The following is a 22,902-nucleotide window of genomic DNA, read 5'->3' as shown; positions in this document are numbered from 1 at the left end:
GGGAAACGTGATAGGATGGATTTGCTGGAATAAGCCAATATAGCGGCCGGGTATGGGAGCTTCATCCCCTTGTTGTCAGCCGAGCCCATCGGATGAAGGGCGTTGGAAGAATGCTGGTAACTGATTTTGAGCAGCAGGCGGCAGCAAGAGGTGCTATTACGATTGTGCTAGGCTCTGATGATGGGGATGGCAGCACGTCTTTCGCAGGACAGGATCTATATACTGAATTTCCAACGCAGCTAGCTAATTTCGAAGGTAACAACCATCCTACTAGCTTTTATATGAAGTTAGGCTATAAGATTGTCGGTGTTATTCCAGATGCGAATGGACTGGGCAAGCCGGATATCTCGCTGGCGAAGCGAGTGAGGTAACCATTCTCTTTGCTTTTGCCTTTTATCTTTCAATTAGCCCGATATAGAAATCATGGTTCCATGGAAGTCAGTAGCTTCCATGAGAAAAAGGATCGACTGAAATGTGCAAGGTGAGCAATCGACCGTATCAAGAATTCATCATCGCATTACCGCAACTCGAATTAGGATAAGGAAAAAATAGAGAGAGTATGGGGTGTACGTGTGAATCTACCATGGGTCATATTTTTTATTGTTTGGATGACAATTTTCTTTCTGACAGAATACTCTCTGTTATTGGGTGTATTATTTGGCAGTGTATCAAGCATCTATGTTATATACCGTTATTTTAGCGATAAGAAAGAACGCGAGGCGGAAAGGCAGAAAATGATTGCCGATGCGACAACCTATGAAGAAGACTACGAAGATAACGAGGAAGAGGAATATGAGGACGATGGGGGAGAAGAAAGCGTGGATGGTCATGAAGAGGACGAATTGCTCGAAGATGCAGCCATAATTGTAGCGGAAGTCGGATACGCGTCAACGGCTCTCCTTCAATCAAAATTAAATATAGGTGCACAGAGAGCTCGGCTCATTCAGAAGCAGCTAGAGGTGGCGCAAATTGTTGGCCCGCCATCAGCAAGTGATAGACGGCAAGCGCTCTTAACCCCAGATGGAGTAACTGCACTTATCAAAGAGGTGTATTCCAATGAGGAGGACTTGACTGAAGAAGAACAGGCTGAAGCGGATCGAAATATAGAAGCCCTTTTGCAGGAGCTTCATGAGTTAACGGGTCTTGATGCGATGCATCAGAACATTCAGCGCCTCGTTCGACTAATCCAGAGGCTTAATAATCGCTATGATTTGGGACAAGACATTTATTATCCGAGAATTCATATGATATTCGCTACGGAACCGGGTACTTGGGAGATGAGAGCCGCTGATCTCATTTCTTCTCTCTTTCACGAACTGTTCTACTTGTCTGAACGAACGGTAACTGAGGTGAATTATAAACAATTAATTGATCCGTACCGCCGAAGACGCTCACAGTCTACGCTCGATATTGTTGAACAGGCACGCGGAGGCGTACTTGTAATACAAGATGCCTACAAGCTGCTTGAAGACGATCGAACCGGACAGGGGCGGGAAGCGCTAGATATGTTATTTTGTTGTTTGGAAAATGAGACTGAAGAAGATGATGAAATTCTCGTCATTTTAACGGGAGCGCCAGCGAAAATGCACCGCTTCTTGGAGGAACATATTGAAATAGGACTTTATTTCACAAGTGTGTATGCGCTCAACATTGAGGTTCCATCCGCTAGTCGGACGACTTCTCCATCAGTAGAGAAGCGGAATGAGTCAACATCGCTGAGCGATACTGAGCAGTCATGCAATCTCACAGCAGAAATGCATTCCAATATGAAGAGTAGCGAGATATCGAATGCTGATGAATCCCAGCAAACTGATAAATTTCAACAGCCAGATGAATCGCTGCAGGGACGAACATTATCAGCAAATCCAAACTACTCTAAGGCACAATCAGATCAAACGGGGGAAGCGAGATTCGATTTACAAGGTAGTTTGAATGAATTCCTATCCAGTGGAGTACTTGGCGAATATGCAGAATCGCTACGCCAACTTGTCCATCGGTTGTCACATTATCAAGAAGGGAAGGCAAAAGGATTGTACGTCGATATGCCTCCCATGTGTCTTGCAGTTATGGGCGGTATCGAGCCTGCTAGGGTACAGGTAATTGAACTCTTGTCTCAGGTGTATAAGAAGTGCGGCATTCTATCATGGGGGCAAATCGTACCTGTATCAATAGACAATATGGAGGATCAGGATCCAAGTTCCATAAGCAGCAACGTAATATCGAATCTCCAACATGCGAAGAATGGTATGCTTGTGCTGCGGGTTCCAACACAAGATAGAAATCGTACACATGCAGACAAGGTGCGTGCATTAACCGAATCTCTGGTGAAAGCTACGGATCGCTATTCCTCCGAAACCGTAATCATCATCGAAGGGGATGCCAACGATGTTGCCGTCTTTTTGAAAAACAGCTCAGTACTACGGATGCGTTTCTCAGAAATCATTCAATTACCAAGCTTGTCGGAAATCGGCTCTTAACCATGTGATGCACCATATTGGAGTAGCGTAAGATGAGGACTAGGTGTCATTCTATTTTCTGCAAATAGAACAGGGGGGAATGTAGCGCATGGGGATTGTTGTCGTTATCATTATTGCAGGTATTGGTTTATATATTTGGTACCATCTGATTCAATCTGCCATTGAACAGTCGAAGATGGCCCAACATATCAAAGAAATTCGAGATTTGTTGGTTGAACTGCATAAGGATAAGATACAGACCCAGACGCAAGTACAAGAAACCCCTGATTCTGTTCAGCCAAACCATGATACTGAATGTTGTCCGGCCTGCGGCATACGGGTAAGTATGGATGATACCGTATGTCCTGAATGTGGGGTGAATCTGGCGAATACGGAGAATTAGGAGCGTGAAGATGAAAAGCTGGAGTCGTAAGTCAATGCTCGTCGATCTTGGTTTGATTGGGCTATGTGTTGTATTGTTTATCGTTTATGGAAGAACTTTCGAAGTCGCCTTCGCGTGTTCGCTTAGCTTCCTGTATATTCTGTTGCGTAAAATAGACTTTCAAAAGTATAAATGGTTGCGGAATCTATTCTTGATCTGTGTGTCCATAGGTTTAATGCTGTTCGTTGTAGTGGAATCGCTCATTATATCCGAGATGGGGACAGATGATCGTAATCAGGCACAAGTCGATTATGTAATTGTTCTAGGTTCAGGATTAAGAGGCACGAAGCTCTCAACAACGCTGCAAGATAGACTTGATGCAAGCTTGCCTTATATTCGAGCCAACCCTCAAGTTCCCGTAATTGTATCGGGAGGTCAGGGGCCAGGTGAAGATATACCTGAAGCAAGTGCAATGGAAGATTATTTAATACAGAATGGGATACCTAAGGAACGTATACTTGCTGAACGGAAGTCAACCTCAACGAAGGAGAATCTACTCTATTCACAGACTCTGCTTCGAGAACAAGGTGCATTAGGCAACAAGTTAATGATTGTCACAAGTGATTTCCACATGTATCGCTCGAAGATGCTCGCCAGGAAGATTGGGTTTGAGCCGTACGGAATATCAAGCAGTTCCCCTAATCATCTGAAACCAACGAATATGATTCGTGAATTTTTAGCGATGGTGAAGGCGGTTTTGTTTTAAATAAATTTGCGGTAAGGGAGATTCCTCATGCACAAGTGCTCGGGGATCTCCCTATTTGTGTATGCTAGGGAACGATGTTAAGATACGATAGCCATTTTCGTATAAGATTGTATACCAACTCTGCAACTACAATCCCTGCCGCCACATCCATAAATACATGCTGCTTCACAAACAATGTCGATATTATGATTGCCCATGAGAGGATGAGGACAATGGCTCGAAAATAGGGGAAGCGATGCTGTGAATCTGGGTCGGATACAGCCTTAATCATGAGATAAGATGTGAAGACATGAATGCTTGGGAAGCAGTTGAATGGCGCATCTGTTAGATAGACAAGCTGTACAAGAGCTGTCAGCAATCCAGGCTCTCCTATTTCAGGACGTGGTACAGTCGTTTGATATACTGCATAGACCATATAACAGATGACCAGTCCGGCGCAGAGGGAGAGCAGCGTTCGATAGTACACATTTCTTTGCTTCCTGAAGAACAGCACAAGTACGGTGAAAATATAGGGATACCAAATCACGTAGGGAATGATAAATGCAGGGATAAAGGGGATTTCCTGATCCAAATCAGTCGATAGGTCATGAACGATCGTATTCCCATGGTTTAATAACCCGTAACAGATGTTAAGCACCGGGATTGCTAATAGCCACAGCAGGGGAATATATGCCGAGAGCTTTCGATTCATCTTGTGATCATCCTTTCTTTTACGAACTTGAACCCATCGTAAAGCATAAAACTATAGACGAACCGCATAAAAAGCTGAAGAATGCATGAAGAACGGATGAGAACAATACAGCTTTTCTTTTCATGATGAATAAGGGTTGTAAATACGGCGATATCGTAGTAAACTTTGATTATTGTTTCATGTGCAACAATATTTGCGGTCTTATTTTAAATGTCTATTTCATTTCCATGCTCATATCGTTACATGTGTAACAATAAATCGAGTATTAGTTTACGTAATGAGCAATACAGAGATCTGATGAGGAGGAAAGCGAATGCAATCAAATTCTAAGCTAATTTTATACGTAGTGTGTCTAAGCACGTTCTTCGCATCACTGATGCAAAACATCTATTCTCCGATTATTCCGTTGTTACGAGACAGCTTTCATGTGTCGCTATCGATGGTGAACGCATCGGTCTCTATTTTCATTTTTATCGTTGCGATCATGCAAATTGGATGTGGGGCACTCATTGATGTGAAGGGAGCAAGGTATATCTTAATGCCTAGCATTGCTATATCGATTGCTGCTAGTATCGGCTGCGCAGTGACGAAGGATTTTACTTGGTTTCTCGTATTTCGTGCATTGCAAGCTGTAGGGACAGCACCGATTCCGTTAATTGCAGCTACCACCATTGGGAAGCTATACCAAGGAGTGGAGCGGGGTAGTGCAATGGGAACTTATCAGATGCTAATGTCAATTGCTCCTGCTGTTGCCCCCGTGCTTGGTGGATGGATAGGAGGGAAATATAATTATCCCGGCATCTTCTGGTTCCTCACTGGCGTGTCGCTATTATTGCTGCTTGGGAATGGATTATACTTTCCGAAGGACCAGAGGAATCGGTCAGCTTCCATAAATATTCGCAGGATGATCGTTCAATATGGTATTGTGTTACGAAGCCAAGTCGGGAGAGGAATTCTTATGATTAGCTTCTTGTATTTCTTCCTGTACTTCGCACTCATCGTATACTTGCCTGCGCTTCTGACAGATCAATATCACATGAGCTTGACGATTGTCGGCTTGCTCTACCTTCCTATGGCGGTCAGTATGATACTGGGAACTGTAGTATACAAATCAATTCAAGCTAAAATCGATCAACGTCGTATACTGGTCTACAGTAATCTAATGGCAGCATCCAGCATTCTTATATTTGCTCTGACTGAATCGTACTCTTTAGTAGGGCTGTCAATTGGTTTGTTCTTGTACGGCACAGCAGGTGGACTGATTGCGCCTCTCTATTCAACCATGATTAGCAGCGAGTTCGAAGAACAGAGAGCAAGTGCATTAGGCTTGTATAATCTGATCCGCTATGTTGGGATGTCGGCTGGACCGCTTATTTGTGGACTGATTATCGTGAACTTTGGTTCAAGCATGACATTTGCTGCCTTCGGCGTACTGTTTGTCGTGCTCTCGATATGGATGGTGAAACGGGTATCTACCCAACATGTTACCCAACCAGTAGCCAAAGAAATATAACGAATGCTTCCGTCTCTGTTGATTTGTATGTATAATTATGGGATGTGAAACTGATTGTTACATTCTGTTCACTTTATATGGACATCATGACCTGGCTTTGTTACGAGACCGGGTTATTTGTCTATTCTGAAACAGTGCCTTTCGAGAATGGGCATGAAGCCACGTTTCGCTGGGGGATATGGCATATTGCTGATTATAACAGACATCATTTTGCGAGTATTGTGTTTATAAAGAAGCTCTTTGAGCGGGAAGTTTATCCTCATGACCCTACATTGGGTAAATCCTGAACACAAGAGAGGGAGGGGAGAATGTTGGTGAAGCCGGGGCCAATTTATTTGGGGGCGACATTTGTTGGTATCGTATTGATATCCATGCATCACTTAGGACGTTCCTTCGGAGATGAGATCTTTCTCTTTCTTGGTCTATCGCCGTGGGTACAAATGGATGGTGGGAGTTGGCATCCGCCTGTTATTTTTGGTATCCTTTTATTAATTGTTGGAATTCGAGGTGCAGCTCGCTCTTATAATCATCCAAAGCTAGCAAAACGGCTGATTATCGGGTGTATTTTGTTTGCGATGGTATCCCCTACGGTTAGCAAAGGTGTGATGTTCACCGTGAAATATTTCGCATCGGGGATATCTTCGTTAGACTATGCAAAGGAGGGCAGCAGCTGCTCGACTGTGCAATATTCTGAAGATGTGAAGCAGCTGACCATTATTTGCACATTTACCGTATATAATTACGGTAAAGAAACAAATGTCCGCATTCGTCCCATACGATTGATGAATGACGAAACGATTGAGTTTGATTTTCAAAGTGTAGAGCTGATCCCTCACCAGAAAAATAGTGTGACCGCAGAATACCGTGTCTATGCGAGAGATTCTACGGCTTTTTACAGCGGGAGATCGAACGAGATTGGAGCGGAATTGGAGTTGTTTGGTGAAACTAAAAGTGATAAATAAGAAAGGAACCGAACTATGTGGAAAACGTTGAAGCAGTGGATTCCAAGTGTAATTGTCGCAGTCTGTCTGTCATTATTCATTAAAGCATATGTCGCGGAAGCGATGAGTGTCCCGACTGGCTCGATGATCCCGACGATAGAGAAGAAGGATCACTTGATCGTTGAGAAAATGATGTGGTTAACCGATCTAAAGCATGGGGATATTGTTGTATTTTATCCGCCAGTTGCGGAAGACCGGTATGTGAAACGGCTTATCGGCTTGCCGGGAGATCGTATTGAAGTAAAGAATGGACAGCTGTATCGGAATGATGTTCCAGTCGAGGAACCATACATTCTGGAAAAGATGAACTATTCCTATGGGCCGATTACGGTACCACAGGATCATTATTTTTTCCTTGGAGATAACCGGAACAACAGCAACGATTCCCATCTTTGGGATAAGCCGTTCGTGAGCACAGACGAAATAATTGGCAAGGTGCTGGCTGTTGTACCGACACATATTTTTAGCCAATAGGCGTCGCTATTTATCCTTCATCATACAATGTAGAAGCTATAAGACCCCACCTGTGATTACCTGCTATTAATCAAGGGTGGGGTCTTTTTATGCCAGGAAATAGGAATAGGCTTCCTTAGCTTAATATCTGTATTACTCGAATGGATGGTGATATAAAGATGACTTTTCTCTTTGCTTTTCTGCTGTCATGGATAATTGGGTGGGGATTAGCACGATTTCTCATCCGGCATCGAACACGAGTTGAAATACTGCTGCTATCGATATTGCTCATATGTGCAGGAGGGATACTGTTTATCACGAGCAGGTGGTTCATTCTTCCTGTCGTTTTCTACAGCATGATTTATATCGGCTTATCTCTTGGCATCTTCGGTATAATAATGAGAAGTCCTAAAAAGGAAAAGTAAAGATTAAAATTGAATCAGTTCCGAAAGGATAGGTTTATCACGTAGAGAAGGTGATTTCAAGGATGTAGCTTCGAAAGGTTCTAACCCTTATCATTCTGTCCTTCATGATATCGAGCTGTTCGCTACCTAAGCAGGAATTGGATGACGAGGGACTTGGACAGCAAGAACAAGCGAAGAAGACGTTGAAGGGCATATATGCTTACGAATACAACGCAATTGAACCGAAGCATCTGGATGAAGTGAACAAATGGTTGGGTGAATGCAGGGCTAATCGTTCGGACACAACCATTTTCTATAAATCTTACAATGAAAATGAAAGCAGTACCGAAGCACATGCGCCGCGAGTCAATTATATGTTTGCCAAAGGATATAAGGCTTATGAAATCTCATTTGTGTATTCGATCGACAATGAAGAGAATAAGGGGCAAGTTTACATCGTTCCCATAAAGGGGAGAGCGACAGACGAAGCATTCGTTAAAATCACGTATGACCCTCGATATGTATTTGGAACCTCTGTTGCAGAACATCAAGATTGCCCATAGCAATTCAAGCATAGATGGAAGGATTGAGATTGGCATTGGTAGCGGGGAAAAGAAAACCCTCTGTATGCTGAGCCTATTAGCTCGCAACAGAGGGTGTGTACATGATAAGTTAAATAAGTAATTCTAAGTCTAGATTCACTTACGCTTGGTTCGCAGCATTGCGAAGGTGCTTCTTGCGGCCGATCTGAATCAGCGTCAGGAAGAGTGTTGCCAATACACCGCTTGCAAGTAGCATCAGGAAGCAACCGGCCCAGCCAGAGGTATCAACGATGAATCCAACGAGTCCGCTTGCAGTCAAGTTACCGAACAAATAAGCGAACAAGCCAGTCAAACCAACCGTTGTACCTACAGCGAACTTCGGCACGAAGTCGATTGCGCTAAGGCCAATCAAGAATTGCGGTACATAGATGAGACAGCCGATAATGGATACGGCGATAGTAATAACAAGGACGTCCGAAGACTGCCAATACACGAGTGTAGCCATAACAACGCCGACCATGCTAATAATACAGAGCGGCATCCGGTTGCCTTTGAACAACTTGTCACTAAGTATACCGACGACGAGCGAGCTCACAATGGCTGCCCATTCGAATACAGCAAATGCAACGTGTGATTGCGTTTGGGTGAAGCCTTTTTCTTCCGTCAAGTATACTGGTACCCAGTTCAAGACACCGAAGCGAATGAAGTACACGAATACGTTCGCCAAGCACAGGAACCAGATAAATTTGTTTTTAAGTACGTATTTAACCAAGATTTCTGTCAGGGACAGCTTGTCGCCTTCTGGATTGCGTTCTACATCATCATAATCGTTGCGATATTCGTCGATTGGCGGAAGGCCGATCGATTGTGGCGTATCCTTGCCGGAGAACCATACAAATACGGCGATAATCATGGCCATAATCGAAGGAACGACGAAAATTGCGGATTGCCAGTAAGCATTGCCGAGAATCCCTAATGCAACACCGACGATTGGCGCAATAAGGCCTCCGCCGATATTATGGGATGTATTCCAGATTCCCATATAGGTACCGCGTTCTTTCTTCGAGAACCAGTTCGCCAGAGTGATACTGCAAGGAGGAGCACCCATGCCTTGGAACACCCCGTTCGCGATAAGCAGCATGAAAATGAGAAAGAACGTGGAAGAAGAGCCCATGAACAGGTTAATAATGGCAGACAGAAACAAGCCAATAGCGATAAAGCGCTGCGTATGGGCTTTATCTGCCAAGCTTCCCATGAAGAACTTGCTTATCCCGTAAGTGACGGCGAGTGCCGAGCTCAACAAACCAATTTGAGTATTGGTAAACCCGTACTCACTCTTCAAATAAACTGTAGATAACGTAAAGTTGCTACGTACTAAGTAGTAGCCTGCATAACCGATAGAAATACCGATCAATGTACGAATCCGGAAGATTCGGTACAACTTCGCGATCATGTGCTCCGGCAATCGAGGTATGGCGGGAGCTTTTTTCAACCAAGCAAACATTTTTCATTCTCCTTGACCTTTTGTGTCTGCACGCAAGTTGTTCCATTGATTCAAAATCTGTTCATGTCTGCGTAGTGAGCTGTGTACGGGAAGTACAGCTGAATTCGAAATATCCTGTTCGTTCTGATGAACGGTAGGAGTACCGAACGATACTTGTTCCAGAACAGCTGCTGCCTCTTGGGACAAGCTGTAATTAATGAACCAGTCCGCAGCGGTCTCATTAGGTGCATTCCGAATTTTAGAGATCCCGTTCACAGATAAGCTCGTATCCTTCGGAACACTGCTAACAAGATCGAATCCTGCATCGCGCAGCTTGCGCTGATCTCCGAGGAAATTGATACCGATTACATACTCGCCTGAACTAACGTATTGAGCTGGCATGTAACCGTTCACTGTGAGAAGCCCAACATTGCGGGTAAGACCCTTGAGAAAGGCCGTTGTTCTCTGCTCGCCCCACGCCTCGTATAAGGAGGAAAGGAATGTATATGCCGTTCCGGAGTAATTCGGATCGGGCATGACGATCTTCCCTTGGTAAGCAGGAAGAAGAAGATCTTCCCACTTCTTCGGCATCGTTAAGCCTAATGGCGCAAATTCCTTATTCCAACGGTCACGATTGACAGCAATAGACAATTGTTCAATCTCATATCCTGCCCAATACCCGTCTTCATCCTTGAATGAGCTGGGAATCGCAGCGAGATTCGAGCTGCGGATAGGGGAGGAGAGCTTCTCCTGTTTCATTGTCAAATGCGCGTCAATCGTTCCGCCGATGACGAGATCCGCTTGCGGTTTGGCAGATTCCTGTGTAACACGCCGCAATATTTCTTCTGTGGACAAACGAATGTACTCATACGTACAACCTGTTCGTTGACAGAATGAGGATAGCAATGCGCTACCGACTTCCTCACGAGCAGCGACGTATGCAACGATATGGCGCCCATTTAATTGGGGCACACCTTGCTCATCTACGGTGATCGTATTTTGATCTTTGGTACAGCCTGCCTGCGTGAATAGGCAGATAAATAATAGAAGGTAAAGGAATCGTGTCATTTTATTGTGCCCCTATGTTCTTCCCATGAAGTAGTGACCCCAATTTTGTCCGCAAATAGATTGAATTGCCGTTGTCATCCCCCATGTATTCCATGACGACGTAATCGGCGTATACGACCATATGCAGCAGATTGTTGCGGTCATTCAGCATCTCATTATCCTGTTTGAAAGCGGTAATATAAGCGAGCGGCTTTTGCTTGCGCAGCAGCAGCAGCTGTTTCATCTCTACCGGATCCTTAATTTCAGATGCCTGACTTATCTGAGATACCAAGTAACCCTTTTCATCATCTTGCAGACTTTCCTGTATACCATCTATACGATAGGTAAGCTCTTTGGAAGAGCGGATAAATTCCGCATAATGTTCTGGCGTATAGAACAGACTTAACAGCTGCGTCTGCATAGCAGACAGCATTGGAGTCTCATGTCCTGGGCCGTAAGACCATTTGCCAAGGGTTAAGGTATTTTCGAGCGAGAAGGTCTGCTCACTTCCGTTCAAATAGCGAATTCGTCCGGAGAACATGGCTTGTCCTTCATCTCTCGCAGTCATTATCTGCTTCGGTTCATACTGCTGCTTAATGCGATCCACATAGGATACAAATGCATGCAAACTTACCTCGTCATTGACCTGGAGAGCTCCCCATTTCCTATGAAAGATAGTTGCCTGCACGGGAAGGGAATCGCTTACTTTTTGCAGTACTTCATGCTTATCATAGATAAGGCCGACTTCTTGATAGACTTGTTCATTCAAGTAATAGCCGGCGATCATCAGCACCAGAATGACACCTCCAAATAGGAAGGCATTCCTTAACATCTTATTCATCCTTCATTATTCTCCTTGGACAGAATAAACGACTATCATTTCATAATCGCCTCGTAATTGTTTCGTAAATGTATTATTTCGTGAAAATCGGCAGCGGATGTGAATCAAGTGCTGCTGGTGAACGAAAATCCAGCGTAACGATAGTTCCGATTCCCTCCTCGGAATGGATAGACATCGAGCCGCCTTGTCTTGTCATTAACTGTTTGCAGATGAGCAGACCGAACCCGTTGCCTTCGCTGGAGCAAAGAAGGGAGTCATCTGCTGATGCGATCCTGAATCTCTCAATTAGCGAGTGACTAAGTCCGATACCATCATCTTGGAATGTAATGGATACTGTCTGCTCACTGGTGCGCTGTTGAATGATGAGTTCAGACGCATCGCTATATTTGATTGCATTATCAAGCAGATTCAACAAGATTTGCTTTGTCTTATCCGGGTCGGCTACGACCATTGTGGATAATAGCTGATTCGTAAGCTTAATCTGATATTTATCTAATCGTAGCTGAACAATATAGACAGCCTCATTTGCAATGGTTGCGATATCACATATGGTAGGTGACACCGAGAATGGGCTGTCGCTATATTTCGACTGAGACAGCAGTTCCTCTACTAGGGTAAGCATTCGTTCGCTTTCGACGGAAATATGGCGCAGGCTCGTCTCAACATCCTTACTGTCCTTCAACCGCGGAATTAAATTTGAATACCCCATAATTGCAGTCAGCGGAGTCTTCAACTCATGGGTGACCCGATCAAGGAAATCACGCTGCTTGTCCTTCTCACGACTTAATTGCTGAACATGAAGCTCGATTGCATCGGCCATAGCATGGAAGGAATGGGCGAGTTGGCTGATCTCTTCGTAGGCGCTTAATTCGATGCGTGTACTATAATTGCCGCTTGCCAGCTTCTTCGCCATATCTCGCAGCTGCTCGATAGGCTTGCTTAATGATTTCGCAAAGCGATTCGCAATAATCACAGCAACGGCAAGAATGAGAAGGAATGTAATCGCAAAGGTCGCATTCATTCGATTCAGTAATTGAGCCTCTTCTTCCAAGGGTTGAAGAAAACGAATCAAGCCGATGACTTGATTATCCACATAGATAGGACTCGAGAACAGGAGCAGCGGCGAAGGAGAAGCTTTTTGAATCATATAGGACTTGGTCCCATGCAAAGCTTGCTCCGTATCTTGATTTACATAAGACAGCGATCCGCGTTCCGTATCCGAAAGGACATGCTGCTGTGCATTCATGATCTGTACCCGGACACCCATCCGTTTGGACAAATAAGAGGCAATGAGCGTTGCTCCTTTTTGAAGCGTTTCTTTTGGTTCGCCCTGCTGCTCGCGTTCCACATAATTGATCGTATAGATCTGGGCCTCGATGCTGAGCTTCTGCAAGGAATGAACGGCTGATTGATAAATATTATTCTGCAGTGAGATGTCGAGCACAATATAAAGAAACAACATAACGGGTATGAAAAGGGCGAGTAGTGCCAAATAAATTCGTTTCTGTAAGGTCATCGGTTGTCCACCTTGTAATCATCATAGCCAACTGTGTCAGCAATCAATTTTATAGCCAACTCCATAAATGGTTTTGATACGATCACCTTCATTGCCGAGCTTTTTGCGAAGGCGCTGAATCATAATATCAACGGCTCTCGTATTTTCTGGATAGTCGAGCTTCCACACTTTCATGAGAAGATCGTCACGTGTAAATATGCGCTGCTTGTTCGATATGAGCAGCAGAAGCAAATCATATTCACGATAAGTTAATATTAGTTCCTTGTCATTTACGTGGATGGATCGCTTCTCTGAATCTACCCGGAACGGGCCACATTGAATAAGGCTGCCATTGCTGTCATTTACTTGAACTGGCTTATTCAATCTGCGTTCGATAACTTTAATTCGAAGCAGCAGCTCCGTGCTATGGAAGGGCTTGACAAGGTAATCATCTGCTCCTAATTGTAGTCCGAGCAGCTTGTCATTAATTTGTCCTTTGGCAGTAAGCATGATAATCGGAATATCCGCGTTGCTAGCGCGGAACTCGCGAAGCAGCTGATAGCCGTCTGTATCAGGCAGCATCACATCGAGAATAATGAGGTCGATATGCTCTTTCTGCCACTGCTCATTGGCTTCGCGGCCGTTAGCAGCGGTATGTACTTGATATCCTTCGATCTCCAAATTAAGTCGAATGAGATTCAAGATACTCTCTTCGTCATCGACAACTAGAATATTCATCGTGTTCTCCTCGTTGATAGGAATAATAGTGCTTATTTATAAAAACAGCCTTGGAAAAGGCCACTGCAAAAATCCTGAATGAACCACACCCATAACTGTACACGATAAGCGATGCAAGCATGCGTGGTAATGTTTGCTAAATATACAAAACTAATTGGTTCATTAGTCCTATAAAAAGCAACTTATCGCCTAGAAGATATTTAAAATTTATCAGTAATATAGTATGATTGTCGCATAAATACGGTTGCTTTGAAATGATGGCAAGTGCCTATCAACAAAGGGAAAGAAGGTGTCTGAAAATGGGGCATGTCCATCATATTCATGGGACATATGATTTGTTTCTCGTTATCGTTTCTTATTTAATTGCTGTAACTGCATCCTACTCTGCATTGGATCTTGCCGGGAGAATCAGTATGAGCAAAGGAAACAGAAGGTTAATCTGGCTAATATGCGGGGCAACATCAATGGGATTAGGCATCTGGTCCATGCATTTTGTGGGGATGTTATCCATGTCGCTGCCGGTGAAAGTTACATACGACATCGACTATGTAGTTATCTCCGTAATCCTTGCGATATTCGTCTCAAGTATCTCTCTCTTTACCGTAGCGAAGAAGAAGATCGGTATTGGCGAGCTTATCCTATCAGGCATATTGATGGCGCTTGGAATATCTGGCATGCATTATGTTGGCATGGATGCGATGATGATTGGGATTACCTATGATACAGCAATTGTGATTTTGTCGATTGCAATCGCGGTGACTGCTTCTGCGATCGCTCTGTGGCTTCTGTTCTATTTCCGCAAGGATCAAGCAGGAAGCGGAACATGGTACAAGCTGGGAAGTGCGTTGATCATGGGCGCTGGCATTGCAGGCATGCATTATACAGGTATGATTGCAGCTCATTTCTACATTGATCCGAACATTTATCGGAGATCTGCCTTATTGATCGATCCGGCAGTGCTCGCTTACATTATTGCCTGTGCGACATTCTTGTTACTGGGCATGACCTTATTCGGCGTATTTATCACCAGACGTCTGTCCCAGAAAGATTATGTGATTCAAGAACATGCTGGTTGGTACCGGACATTGTATGAGAACAATGTGGATGGAATCATATCCGTAGATACGAACGGACAAATCATTAGCATAAATCCTGCGGTCATTCGGATGATTGGCGGGCAAGCGGAAGAATACATAAACCAAAATATATCCAATATTCAAGCGATCGTTGCCGATGATTTAACTGAAAGAGCCCGCAAGTTGTACGATATTGCGATTGAAAACAAAACACATAGCTATGATACGGCAGTTATTGCGAAGGATGGGCGTCGGTTAGAGCTGAAGGTAATTATCGTACCGGTGGAGATTGAAGGTGAACTGGCAGGCAATCATGTTATCGCTCGTGACATAACGGAAGAGAAGAAAGCGAAGGAACAGATTAAGCATCTGGCCTATCATGATGATCTGACCGGACTGCCGAATCGTCGCATGTTCAACGAAATTCTGACACAGCTCATCAAGGATTGTGAACGGGAGGGTGGATACTTCGGCGTAATGGCCCTGGATATTGACAGGTTCAAGTTAATTAATGACTCGCTCGGACATACATACGGCGATATATTCCTGAAGGCTGTAAGCGATCGAATTATCTCCAGCGTAGAAGGGTATGAAGCAACGATCTCACGGCTCGGAGGCGATGAATTCATTGTACTCTGCCGTACGAATCCGGCTGGAACTGATTGTGAGAAATTGGCCACGCGTATCGTCGAGGAGATGCGGCAGCCATTCCGGCTGAAGGATAATGATTTCTACATTTCAACTAGTGTCGGCACGGCTATCTATCCGAAGGACAGCACAGATCCGGTTGAGTTGATTAAGAAGGCCGATGCAGCTATGTACGAGGTGAAGAAACACGGCAAGAACGGTCATCAATTCTACACTTCAGATCTCGATGTTGGCCTGCTAGGCAAGATAGAGCTAGAAGGTGACTTGCGCAAGGCAGTACAGAAGGGAGAGCTAGTCCTGCATTATCAGCCTCAAATCAGCACGGAAGAGAACAAAATGATCGGCGTCGAAGCGCTCGTGAGATGGAACCATCCGACGCGAGGCCTGTTAATGCCAGGCGCCTTCATTCCATTAGCTGAAGAGACAGGAATGATTAGTGAAATCGGCAATTGGGTCATTCGGGAGGCATGCCGTCAGATGAAGGAATGGCATGATGCGGGAGGTCCGCTTATTCCTGTATCTGTCAACCTGTCAACACAGCAGTTCCATCATTCGAATCTCACCGAGCAAGTGAAGCTGGTACTGCACGAAACAGGTCTGCCCTCGCAATATTTGGAACTCGAAATCACGGAGAGCATGATGATGGATGCGGGGATATCCACGACCATTCTGCATGAACTCAATAAGCTTGGCATTCGTATTAGCTTGGATGACTTCGGTACAGGATATAGTTCTCTCAGCTACTTGAAGACGTTCCCGATACATAAGCTGAAGATTGATAGATCCTTCATTACGGATATATCCAGCAACGAGAATGATAAAGCGATCGTTGCAACCATTATTTCCATGGCGCAGCATTTGAAGCTGAATGTGATTGCAGAAGGAATTGAGACGAAGGAGCAGCTGGATATTCTGACTGAGAAGGAATGTCGTGAAATTCAAGGCTATTACTTCAGTAAGCCGCTGCCTGCAGCCGATGTTGAGAGTTCCTTTTTTGTACCGCTGCGAACTGAAGATACGGTATGAAGATAAATGTAGAATAATTTTCGGTTAAATAAATGATCATGAAGACATATGAAATTGGTGTCTTCATAGTCACAATGAATTATAATGCTTTAACTTTAATAGCATTTTTTGATTATTTTTCAATGAAGAAGAATCGTGCCAAAATTCCGGTAATTGGGATAATGGTATTTCATTTTCGAATTATGGAAATGAGTGGATCTAAATCCTGTGACTTAAGTCGCGATAATGGTTCTTTCCTCATGAAATTACAATCCCGTATGCAGTGCTGGTTCGAAAGCGCGTCTATAGGTATGTGGAACCTTTGCAGAGCGTGAAGTTATGGGTAAGATGTGGTCGGGACAACTAATGAATGTATGTTCATATTGTCCTGTACATTTTCACCTATAAGTGACATGATGACACGGAAGGAGACAGTACGAATGACGAAGAGAAGCGAATGGAGCACAAATGTTAAAACGCTTATCCTTTCATGCGGGATAGTTGTATTAGGTGCCGCAGCAGCAGGCGGTTATGCTGGTACAGCGTACGCACATGGTTATATGGAAGGACCGACAAGCCGGGCGCTGCTGTGCAAGCAAGGAGAAAATAAAAACTGCGGTTCTATTCAATATGAGCCACAGAGTGTAGAAGCAAAAGGCAATTTCCCAGTAGGCGGTCCGAAGGACGGAGAAATTACAGGCGGTGGGATCTTCCCCGAGCTGTTCGAGCAATCGGCAGATCGATGGACGAAGGTTACCCTGCATGGCGGCAAAAACACGATGTCTTGGCATCTAACTGCTCCGCACAGCACGAAGGAATGGAAATACTATATTACGAAAAAAGGCTGGAATCCAAACGAGCCGTTGAAGCGCTCGGACTTGGAACTGTTCGCATCGTTCCAAGATGGCGGTAAAAAGCCACAGACCAAAGTATCTCATGAGGTAACCATTCCAACAGACCGCAGTGGTTATCATATTATATTGGGTGTCTGGGAAATTGCGGACACAGGCAATGCATTCTATCAGGTCGTGGATGTGAACTTGGTGAACAATGGCGAGGTTCAGCCTCCAACGGTTCCATCTTATCTCGAATCAAAAATCCAAACGGCTGCAAGTATTGAGCTTGGCTGGGCAGCATCAAATGCTTCAAACGGCATTAAACAGTATGAAATTTACCGTGATGGCAAACTCGTTGGCACATCTGTGACTCCATCCTATGCAGATAAAGGGTTAACTGCTTCCACCTCGTATGTGTATACGGTAGTCGCAGTTGACGGGGCTAATAATCGTTCAGCGGCAAGCAGCCCGCTTACTGTGACAACGAAGGCGGCTGTTGTGGATACAGAAGCTCCATCCGTTCCGACGAACGTAAGAGCGCCTCATACGATGACTACAGGTGTTCATCTCGTATGGGATGCATCCAATGATAATGTTGGGGTGGCCCAATACGAAGTTTTCCGCAATGGTACGTTTGTCGGTACAGCAGTAGAGCCATCCTTCATGGATCAAGGGCTGAAGTCTGGCACGACTTATACTTACACTGTAGTGGCTGTAGATGAAGCGGGCAACCGATCTGCGGCGAGCAATGCGGTTCAAGTGACTACGAAGTCGGATGAGCAGACATCGACGACATGGGACAGCACGAAAGTATATGTAAGCGGCGATCGCGTCACTTATCAAGGTCTGGATTATGAAGCAAAATGGTGGACGCAAGGCGATAAGCCAGGCTCTTCTGATGTATGGAAGCTGCTGAGCGATGTGGCACAAGAGTGGAATTCTTCAACCGCCTATGATGGACAAGCTAAGGTGACATATGAAGGCGCCACGTACCAAGCGCAGTGGTGGACAAAAGGCGAGACGCCAGGAAAAACAGATGTGTGGAAGCTTGTAAAATAAAATGCATAGTTGAATACAACCCGAAAAAGCCGTTCTCGAACGAAAGAAGCCGGAGAATTTACTCTCCATCCGCTCTCGTTATGGGACGGCTTTTTGCATGGATGTAGCCTCTGTTTACATTCCGTTTAAATTCATTGATTATGATGGACTCAACTTTACAAGTGGATAATATATAAGGAGCTGGGGATCAATGGATAGAGAAATAGAAGGAACGAAGGGGTCATTCGGAAATTGGCGGCAATTTTTACGCGTCATAAATGAGACAAAGCCATCGAAATTGATGTTATTTATTGCGTTGCTGATGAGTATTGGTTCAACTGCAGTCTCACTGGTAATACCGATGTTTACGAAAGGGATGGTAGACAACTTCTCCATGTCGAAGCTGGATACGATGCAGATTGTGGCGCTGGCCGCAGCTTTCATTATTCAGACGGTTGCTTCCGGTTTATCGATATACATGCTGAATCTTATTGGCCAACGGGTTGTAGCTGGATTGCGGGATCGATTGTGGAGGAAGCTCCTGATATTGCCCGTATCGTATTATGATGAGAACAAGACTGGTGAGACAGTAAGCCGAATTACGAATGATACCGGGATTGTGAAAGGGTTCATTACCGAGCATTTATCAAGCTTCTTCACGGGAATCGTTTCCGTGATCGGTTCATTTATCGTATTGCTGTACTTGGACTGGCAGATGACGGTCATTATGCTCGTTGTCATTCCACTCGCAGCACTGGTTTTACTCCCGCTTGGGAAACAAATGTTCAAAATATCAAAAGGCTTGCAGGATGAGACAGCGTCCTTCACTGCTGTATTAAGCCAAGTCCTGTCCGAGATTCGTCTCGTGAAAGCATCGAATGCAGAGTCCAGAGAATATGAGAACGGACGCAAGGGCATCAATAACTTGCTTCGTTTCGGCATTAAAGAGGGTGTCGTTCAGGCGTTGATCGCTCCGATCATGTCCTTTGTATTAATGGTCTTGCTTGTTGTTATCATCGGATATGGTGGAATGCGGGTATCCTCAGGCGTGTTGTCTGCGGGTGAGTTGGTTGCCTTCATTTTGTATCTGATCCAGATCGTGATGCCGATGAGTCAGCTATCGATGTTCTTTACGCAGCTGCAGAAGGCAATTGGAGCAACGGATCATATGATCTCCATCTTCGATGCAGCAGAGGAAGATCATGTACATGGCAAGCAGGTGGAACAAGCCGATCAACCGATACAAGTGGAGAATGTCCACTTTGCTTATGCTCAGGGTGAGCCTATACTAGAGGATGTAAGCTTCACGATTCCTGCTGGAAAAGTGACGGCAATCGTAGGTCCGAGCGGCGGTGGGAAGACCACACTGTTCTCGCTGTTCGAACGCTTCTATTTGCCAACCTCAGGGGCAATTAAGCTTGGAGAGGTGGATATTAACGAGTTCTCTCTCCAGTCTTGGCGGACTCAGATCGGTTATGTGTCACAGGAAAGTCCGCTTATCGATGGAACGATTCGTGAGAACATCTGCTATGGTATGAATCGTGAAGTGACGAACGAAGAACTGGAACATGCCGCGCAAATGGCATACGCAGACGGCTTCATCCAGGAGCTTGCTGAAGGGTATGAGACTCCTGTAGGAGAGCGGGGGCTTAAGCTGTCTGGCGGTCAGCGGCAGCGGATCGCTATTGCACGGGCATTGCTGCGCAACCCGCGTATCTTGATGCTGGATGAGGCAACATCTGCGCTGGACAGCAAATCGGAAATTGTTGTACAGAAGGCATTGAACAATCTGATGCAGGGCCGTACCACGCTCGTGATTGCACATCGATTGTCTACCGTAGTAGATGCGGATCAGATTCTGTTTGTCGAGAAGGGTCAGCTAACAGGCTGCGGCACCCATGCGACACTATTCGAGACGCACGAAATGTACCGTGAATTCGCTGCACAGCAACTCCGCATTTTAGATGAATCGGAGGAAGCTTGCTAGTAGGAAGAAAGGCGGTAAGAAGCAAGATGGCAACCATACTCGTCGTTGATGATGATCCACATATTCGCAAGCTCGTCACCGTATTTTTGCAGAAGGAGGGCTTCAAGACCCTTGAAGCCCCTGATGGGGTTGAAGCTCTTACCCAGATGGAGAGCAATAAGGCTGACTTGGTTGTGCTCGATATTATGATGCCGAACATGGATGGGTGGGAATTGTGCCGTGAATTAAGGGCGCTGTATGATATCCCGCTCCTTATGCTAACCGCTAAGGGCGAGACATCACAGAAGGTCAAAGGGTTCAACCTTGGAACAGACGATTATCTAGTGAAGCCTTTCGATCCGATGGAGCTTGTCGTTCGCGTCAGGGCGCTGCTCAAGCGGTACCAGATCGCTGCATCAAAAATCGCTCAGTTCGGACGTATCGTCATGAATCAGCATACATTCGAAGTAACCACTAGCGATGCGACGTTTTCATTGCCTTTGAAGGAATTCGAACTATTATTCAAGCTGGGCGGATATCCAGGCAAAACCTTTTCCAGGGAACAATTGATAGAGGATATATGGGGGTATGACTACGAGGGCAATGAGCGGACAGTTGACGTGCATATTAATCGCTTGCGGGAGCGGTTCCCTGAAACTGAGCATGGGTTCAAGATCAAGACGATTCGCGGGCTTGGCTATCGGCTAGAGGTGCTCGAATGACGCTTCGTGAACGATATGCAGCCTTTAAGGCGACGAAGATTGGCCGTGTTCTGAAATTCATAACAGGAATGGCAACCATATTACTACTCATCCTGGCATCCTGGTCATTATCGTATTTAATCAATCCTTATGTGATGAATTGGTTCGGATGGAGCCCAGACAGTTATTGGGCTTTTCTCGTATTGTGTGTGATGGGGCTGCTATTATTCATCACGGTATTGGCAATCATATTTCCATTTGTCCGCACCAAGCATGTCAAGTTCTATCAATCCATTCTGGATGCGCTGAAGAAAATCTCCCGAGGGGAGTTTGATATCCGTATTCCGATGAATGAGGATTTTCGGGATGAATATGGGTCCCTCGTTGATGGGATTCAACAAATGGCGGACAGCTTAGGGGAAATGGAGCAGATGCGGCAGGAATTCATATCGAATGTCTCGCACGAGATCCAATCACCATTGACCTCGATTCGTGGATTCGCGCGTGCCTTACAGAATGAGGAACTCAGTAAAGAGGAGCGTCTTAATTATCTTCAAATCATTGAAATGGAGACAATGAGACTATCCAAGCTCAGCGAGAATTTGCTCAAATTAACGTCACTGGAATCGGAGCATCATCTGATGGAGATGAAGCGCTATCGATTGGATCAGCAGCTTCGTAATATCGCGTTGATCAGCGAACCCCAATGGCTGGAGAAGCGCATCGAATTAGATTTGAATGTAGATAAAATGGAGATTACAGCGGATGAAGAGATGCTGAGTCAAGTATGGATGAACCTTGTGCATAATGCGATTAAGTTCACGCCTGAAGGTGGGGCTATTCATATCGAGGCGCGCATGTCTAATGGAACGGTTGAAGTGTGCATTAGCGATAGTGGGATTGGGATTGATGAGGAGCATATTCCGCATTTATTTGAGCGGTTCTTCAAGGCAGATGTGTCTCGCAATCGTACCATTGCTGGCAATGGGCTGGGGCTGTCGATTGTGCAGAAGATCATTCAGCTTCACCACGGAGATATCCAAGTGTCAAGTAGGAAGGGAGAAGGGTCGACCTTCTGTGTGAAGCTTCCCTTAGACGCAAATGCGGCAGCAGAGTCATCTATCTTAGAAGCAGGAAGCGCCGTTTCACGCAAGTAGCGTGAGCGGCGCATTTTTTTTAGGTGGCTGCTATCATTTAGTCTTTTTTTTTGGAATGGATAAGGTGCTCCATTCCTCGGACTTCAATTGCTTGGCAGCGTACACAATTTGACCGACATGATAGGCGTAATGAGACACCTGGCGCTCGATAGCCTCCATGACAGTGTGCGGCTGCTGTCGGATCGTCACCGTCTTGGTAAGATCATCGACGGTTAACGATTGGAGGGTGTCTAGAAACACCTTCCATCCCCGGTTCCACACATCAAGGAGCATCTCACGACTCGTAATGCTGTCCTCGAATTCTCCATCTCGATTGCGATGGTCCTTCTCGCCGTCTGTAGTGAGGAAGTCGGTCCAGCGTGAGATCATATTACCGGTCATATGCTTTACAATGACCGCGATGCTGTTCGAGTCCACATTGTAAGACCAGTTCCACTCTTCGTCCTCTAATTGTTCAAACGTTCGTTCACCCATCTTCTTCAATTCTACGAATCTTTCATTAACGACTTGCAAATAATGCTGGGCGATCTGGCTTTCCGCTTGGAACACCATACGAATCATCCTCCTCGAATGAACATCGTTACTATACGCCTACGGATCAACACGATATAATGAGTAGCATAGCAATTTCCTCTTGATGGAAAATGATACTTCGTATTATGC

The 22,902-nt window shown here is 45.1% G+C and carries 20 protein-coding genes; 13 read left to right on the top strand and 7 right to left on the bottom strand.

The window, feature by feature from the left end; all coding sequences use genetic code 11:
• The first annotated feature begins 29 nt into the window (after positions 1 to 29).
• From AZ66_RS13675 to AZ66_RS13660, 4 genes are all read left to right on the top strand, one after another.
• The gene (locus tag AZ66_RS13675; protein WP_231586864.1) at positions 30 to 371 is read left to right on the top strand and encodes a GNAT family N-acetyltransferase; all 342 of its coding nucleotides are present in this window, start codon (positions 30 to 32) and stop codon (positions 369 to 371) included.
• A gap of 201 nt (positions 372 to 572) precedes the next feature.
• Positions 573 to 2,477, top strand: coding sequence for a DNA translocase FtsK (locus tag AZ66_RS13670; RefSeq protein ID WP_044355358.1), 1,905 nt, complete (start codon positions 573 to 575; stop codon positions 2,475 to 2,477).
• Between the two features lie 88 nt (positions 2,478 to 2,565).
• On the top strand, positions 2,566 to 2,859 hold the full coding sequence (locus tag AZ66_RS13665) for a hypothetical protein (protein ID WP_044355357.1): 294 nt from the start codon (positions 2,566 to 2,568) through the stop codon (positions 2,857 to 2,859).
• Positions 2,860 to 2,869: 10 nt separating this feature from the next.
• Positions 2,870 to 3,604, top strand: coding sequence for a YdcF family protein (locus tag AZ66_RS13660; protein ID WP_044355356.1), 735 nt, complete (start codon positions 2,870 to 2,872; stop codon positions 3,602 to 3,604).
• 64 nt (positions 3,605 to 3,668) lie between these two features.
• Here the strand turns inward: AZ66_RS13660 and AZ66_RS13655 are convergent, their stop codons facing one another.
• Complete coding sequence (locus AZ66_RS13655; RefSeq protein WP_044355355.1) at positions 3,669 to 4,295, bottom strand: phosphatase PAP2 family protein; 627 nt, start codon at positions 4,293 to 4,295, stop codon at positions 3,669 to 3,671.
• 313 nt (positions 4,296 to 4,608) lie between these two features.
• Between AZ66_RS13655 and AZ66_RS13650 the strand changes: the two genes are divergently transcribed.
• The 4 genes from AZ66_RS13650 (at position 4,609) to AZ66_RS13630 (ending at position 8,229) form a co-directional block, all read left to right on the top strand.
• Positions 4,609 to 5,808, top strand: a complete 1,200-nt coding sequence (locus AZ66_RS13650) for an MFS transporter (protein WP_044355354.1) — start codon at positions 4,609 to 4,611, stop codon at positions 5,806 to 5,808.
• Between the two features lie 308 nt (positions 5,809 to 6,116).
• Entirely contained in the window at positions 6,117 to 6,770 is a 654-nt protein-coding gene (locus AZ66_RS13645) for a hypothetical protein (RefSeq protein ID WP_044355353.1), read from the top strand.
• Positions 6,771 to 6,785: 15 nt separating this feature from the next.
• The gene (gene lepB / locus AZ66_RS13640; protein ID WP_028531570.1) at positions 6,786 to 7,283 is read left to right on the top strand and encodes a signal peptidase I; all 498 of its coding nucleotides are present in this window, start codon (positions 6,786 to 6,788) and stop codon (positions 7,281 to 7,283) included.
• Positions 7,284 to 7,824: 541 nt separating this feature from the next.
• Positions 7,825 to 8,229 (top strand): hypothetical protein, encoded by a 405-nt coding sequence (locus AZ66_RS13630; protein WP_044355351.1) that lies wholly within the window; start codon positions 7,825 to 7,827, stop codon positions 8,227 to 8,229.
• A 139-nt stretch (positions 8,230 to 8,368) separates the two neighbouring features.
• Here the strand turns inward: AZ66_RS13630 and AZ66_RS13625 are convergent, their stop codons facing one another.
• From AZ66_RS13625 to AZ66_RS13605, 5 genes are all read right to left on the bottom strand, one after another.
• Complete coding sequence (locus AZ66_RS13625; RefSeq protein ID WP_044355350.1) at positions 8,369 to 9,712, bottom strand: MFS transporter; 1,344 nt, start codon at positions 9,710 to 9,712, stop codon at positions 8,369 to 8,371.
• Positions 9,713 to 9,715: 3 nt separating this feature from the next.
• Positions 9,716 to 10,759, bottom strand: a complete 1,044-nt coding sequence (locus AZ66_RS13620) for an ABC transporter substrate-binding protein (protein WP_021255144.1) — start codon at positions 10,757 to 10,759, stop codon at positions 9,716 to 9,718.
• A gap of 1 nt (position 10,760) precedes the next feature.
• Complete coding sequence (locus AZ66_RS13615; RefSeq protein WP_044355349.1) at positions 10,761 to 11,579, bottom strand: DUF3919 family protein; 819 nt, start codon at positions 11,577 to 11,579, stop codon at positions 10,761 to 10,763.
• A gap of 73 nt (positions 11,580 to 11,652) precedes the next feature.
• A complete protein-coding gene (locus AZ66_RS13610) occupies positions 11,653 to 13,095 on the bottom strand; it encodes a sensor histidine kinase (RefSeq protein ID WP_044355348.1) in 1,443 nt (480 codons plus the stop codon).
• A gap of 36 nt (positions 13,096 to 13,131) precedes the next feature.
• The gene (locus tag AZ66_RS13605; protein WP_044355347.1) at positions 13,132 to 13,812 is read right to left on the bottom strand and encodes a response regulator transcription factor; all 681 of its coding nucleotides are present in this window, start codon (positions 13,810 to 13,812) and stop codon (positions 13,132 to 13,134) included.
• Positions 13,813 to 14,111: 299 nt separating this feature from the next.
• Here AZ66_RS13605 and AZ66_RS13600 point away from each other — a divergent pair, with 299 nt between their 5' ends.
• The 5 genes from AZ66_RS13600 to AZ66_RS13580 all read left to right on the top strand — a co-directional run bounded on the left by AZ66_RS13600 (position 14,112) and on the right by AZ66_RS13580 (position 22,239).
• Complete coding sequence (locus tag AZ66_RS13600; protein ID WP_044355346.1) at positions 14,112 to 16,562, top strand: EAL domain-containing protein; 2,451 nt, start codon at positions 14,112 to 14,114, stop codon at positions 16,560 to 16,562.
• A 419-nt stretch (positions 16,563 to 16,981) separates the two neighbouring features.
• Positions 16,982 to 18,436: a lytic polysaccharide monooxygenase gene (locus AZ66_RS13595; RefSeq protein ID WP_156159961.1), complete on the top strand. Its 1,455-nt coding sequence runs from the start codon at positions 16,982 to 16,984 to the stop codon at positions 18,434 to 18,436.
• Between the two features lie 190 nt (positions 18,437 to 18,626).
• A complete protein-coding gene (locus AZ66_RS13590; protein WP_044355344.1) occupies positions 18,627 to 20,402 on the top strand; it encodes an ABC transporter ATP-binding protein in 1,776 nt (591 codons plus the stop codon).
• A 26-nt stretch (positions 20,403 to 20,428) separates the two neighbouring features.
• Positions 20,429 to 21,103 (top strand): response regulator transcription factor, encoded by a 675-nt coding sequence (locus AZ66_RS13585; RefSeq protein ID WP_044355359.1) that lies wholly within the window; start codon positions 20,429 to 20,431, stop codon positions 21,101 to 21,103.
• The gene (locus AZ66_RS13580) at positions 21,100 to 22,239 is read left to right on the top strand and encodes a sensor histidine kinase (RefSeq protein ID WP_044355342.1); all 1,140 of its coding nucleotides are present in this window, start codon (positions 21,100 to 21,102) and stop codon (positions 22,237 to 22,239) included. Before AZ66_RS13585 ends, AZ66_RS13580 begins: the two co-directional genes overlap by 4 nt.
• Positions 22,240 to 22,272: 33 nt before the next feature.
• Here the strand turns inward: AZ66_RS13580 and AZ66_RS13575 are convergent, their stop codons facing one another.
• Positions 22,273 to 22,791, bottom strand: a complete 519-nt coding sequence (locus AZ66_RS13575) for a DUF1572 family protein (protein ID WP_044355341.1) — start codon at positions 22,789 to 22,791, stop codon at positions 22,273 to 22,275.
• Positions 22,792 to 22,902 lie beyond the last annotated feature (111 nt).

The sequence above is a fragment of the Paenibacillus sp. E194 genome (genome assembly GCF_000935845.1).
GTDB lineage: Bacteria > Bacillota > Bacilli > Paenibacillales > Paenibacillaceae > Paenibacillus_B > Paenibacillus_B alvei_B.
This window is presented reverse-complemented; position numbering and strand designations above follow the sequence as displayed.

Coding starts and splice junctions, on each gene's coding strand:
- AZ66_RS13665 (WP_044355357.1), top strand. CDS start 2,566: ATGGGGATTGTTGTCGTTATCATTATTGCAGGTATTGGTTTATATATT.
- AZ66_RS13660 (WP_044355356.1), top strand. CDS start 2,870: ATGAAAAGCTGGAGTCGTAAGTCAATGCTCGTCGATCTTGGTTTGATT.
- AZ66_RS13655 (WP_044355355.1), bottom strand. CDS start 4,295: ATGAATCGAAAGCTCTCGGCATATATTCCCCTGCTGTGGCTATTAGCA.
- AZ66_RS13650 (WP_044355354.1), top strand. CDS start 4,609: ATGCAATCAAATTCTAAGCTAATTTTATACGTAGTGTGTCTAAGCACG.
- AZ66_RS13645 (WP_044355353.1), top strand. CDS start 6,117: ATGTTGGTGAAGCCGGGGCCAATTTATTTGGGGGCGACATTTGTTGGT.
- lepB (WP_028531570.1), top strand. CDS start 6,786: ATGTGGAAAACGTTGAAGCAGTGGATTCCAAGTGTAATTGTCGCAGTC.
- AZ66_RS13625 (WP_044355350.1), bottom strand. CDS start 9,712: ATGTTTGCTTGGTTGAAAAAAGCTCCCGCCATACCTCGATTGCCGGAG.
- AZ66_RS13620 (WP_021255144.1), bottom strand. CDS start 10,759: ATGACACGATTCCTTTACCTTCTATTATTTATCTGCCTATTCACGCAG.
- AZ66_RS13615 (WP_044355349.1), bottom strand. CDS start 11,579: ATGAATAAGATGTTAAGGAATGCCTTCCTATTTGGAGGTGTCATTCTG.
- AZ66_RS13610 (WP_044355348.1), bottom strand. CDS start 13,095: ATGACCTTACAGAAACGAATTTATTTGGCACTACTCGCCCTTTTCATA.
- AZ66_RS13605 (WP_044355347.1), bottom strand. CDS start 13,812: ATGAATATTCTAGTTGTCGATGACGAAGAGAGTATCTTGAATCTCATT.
- AZ66_RS13600 (WP_044355346.1), top strand. CDS start 14,112: ATGGGGCATGTCCATCATATTCATGGGACATATGATTTGTTTCTCGTT.
- AZ66_RS13595 (WP_156159961.1), top strand. CDS start 16,982: ATGACGAAGAGAAGCGAATGGAGCACAAATGTTAAAACGCTTATCCTT.
- AZ66_RS13590 (WP_044355344.1), top strand. CDS start 18,627: ATGGATAGAGAAATAGAAGGAACGAAGGGGTCATTCGGAAATTGGCGG.
- AZ66_RS13585 (WP_044355359.1), top strand. CDS start 20,429: ATGGCAACCATACTCGTCGTTGATGATGATCCACATATTCGCAAGCTC.
- AZ66_RS13580 (WP_044355342.1), top strand. CDS start 21,100: ATGACGCTTCGTGAACGATATGCAGCCTTTAAGGCGACGAAGATTGGC.
- AZ66_RS13575 (WP_044355341.1), bottom strand. CDS start 22,791: ATGGTGTTCCAAGCGGAAAGCCAGATCGCCCAGCATTATTTGCAAGTC.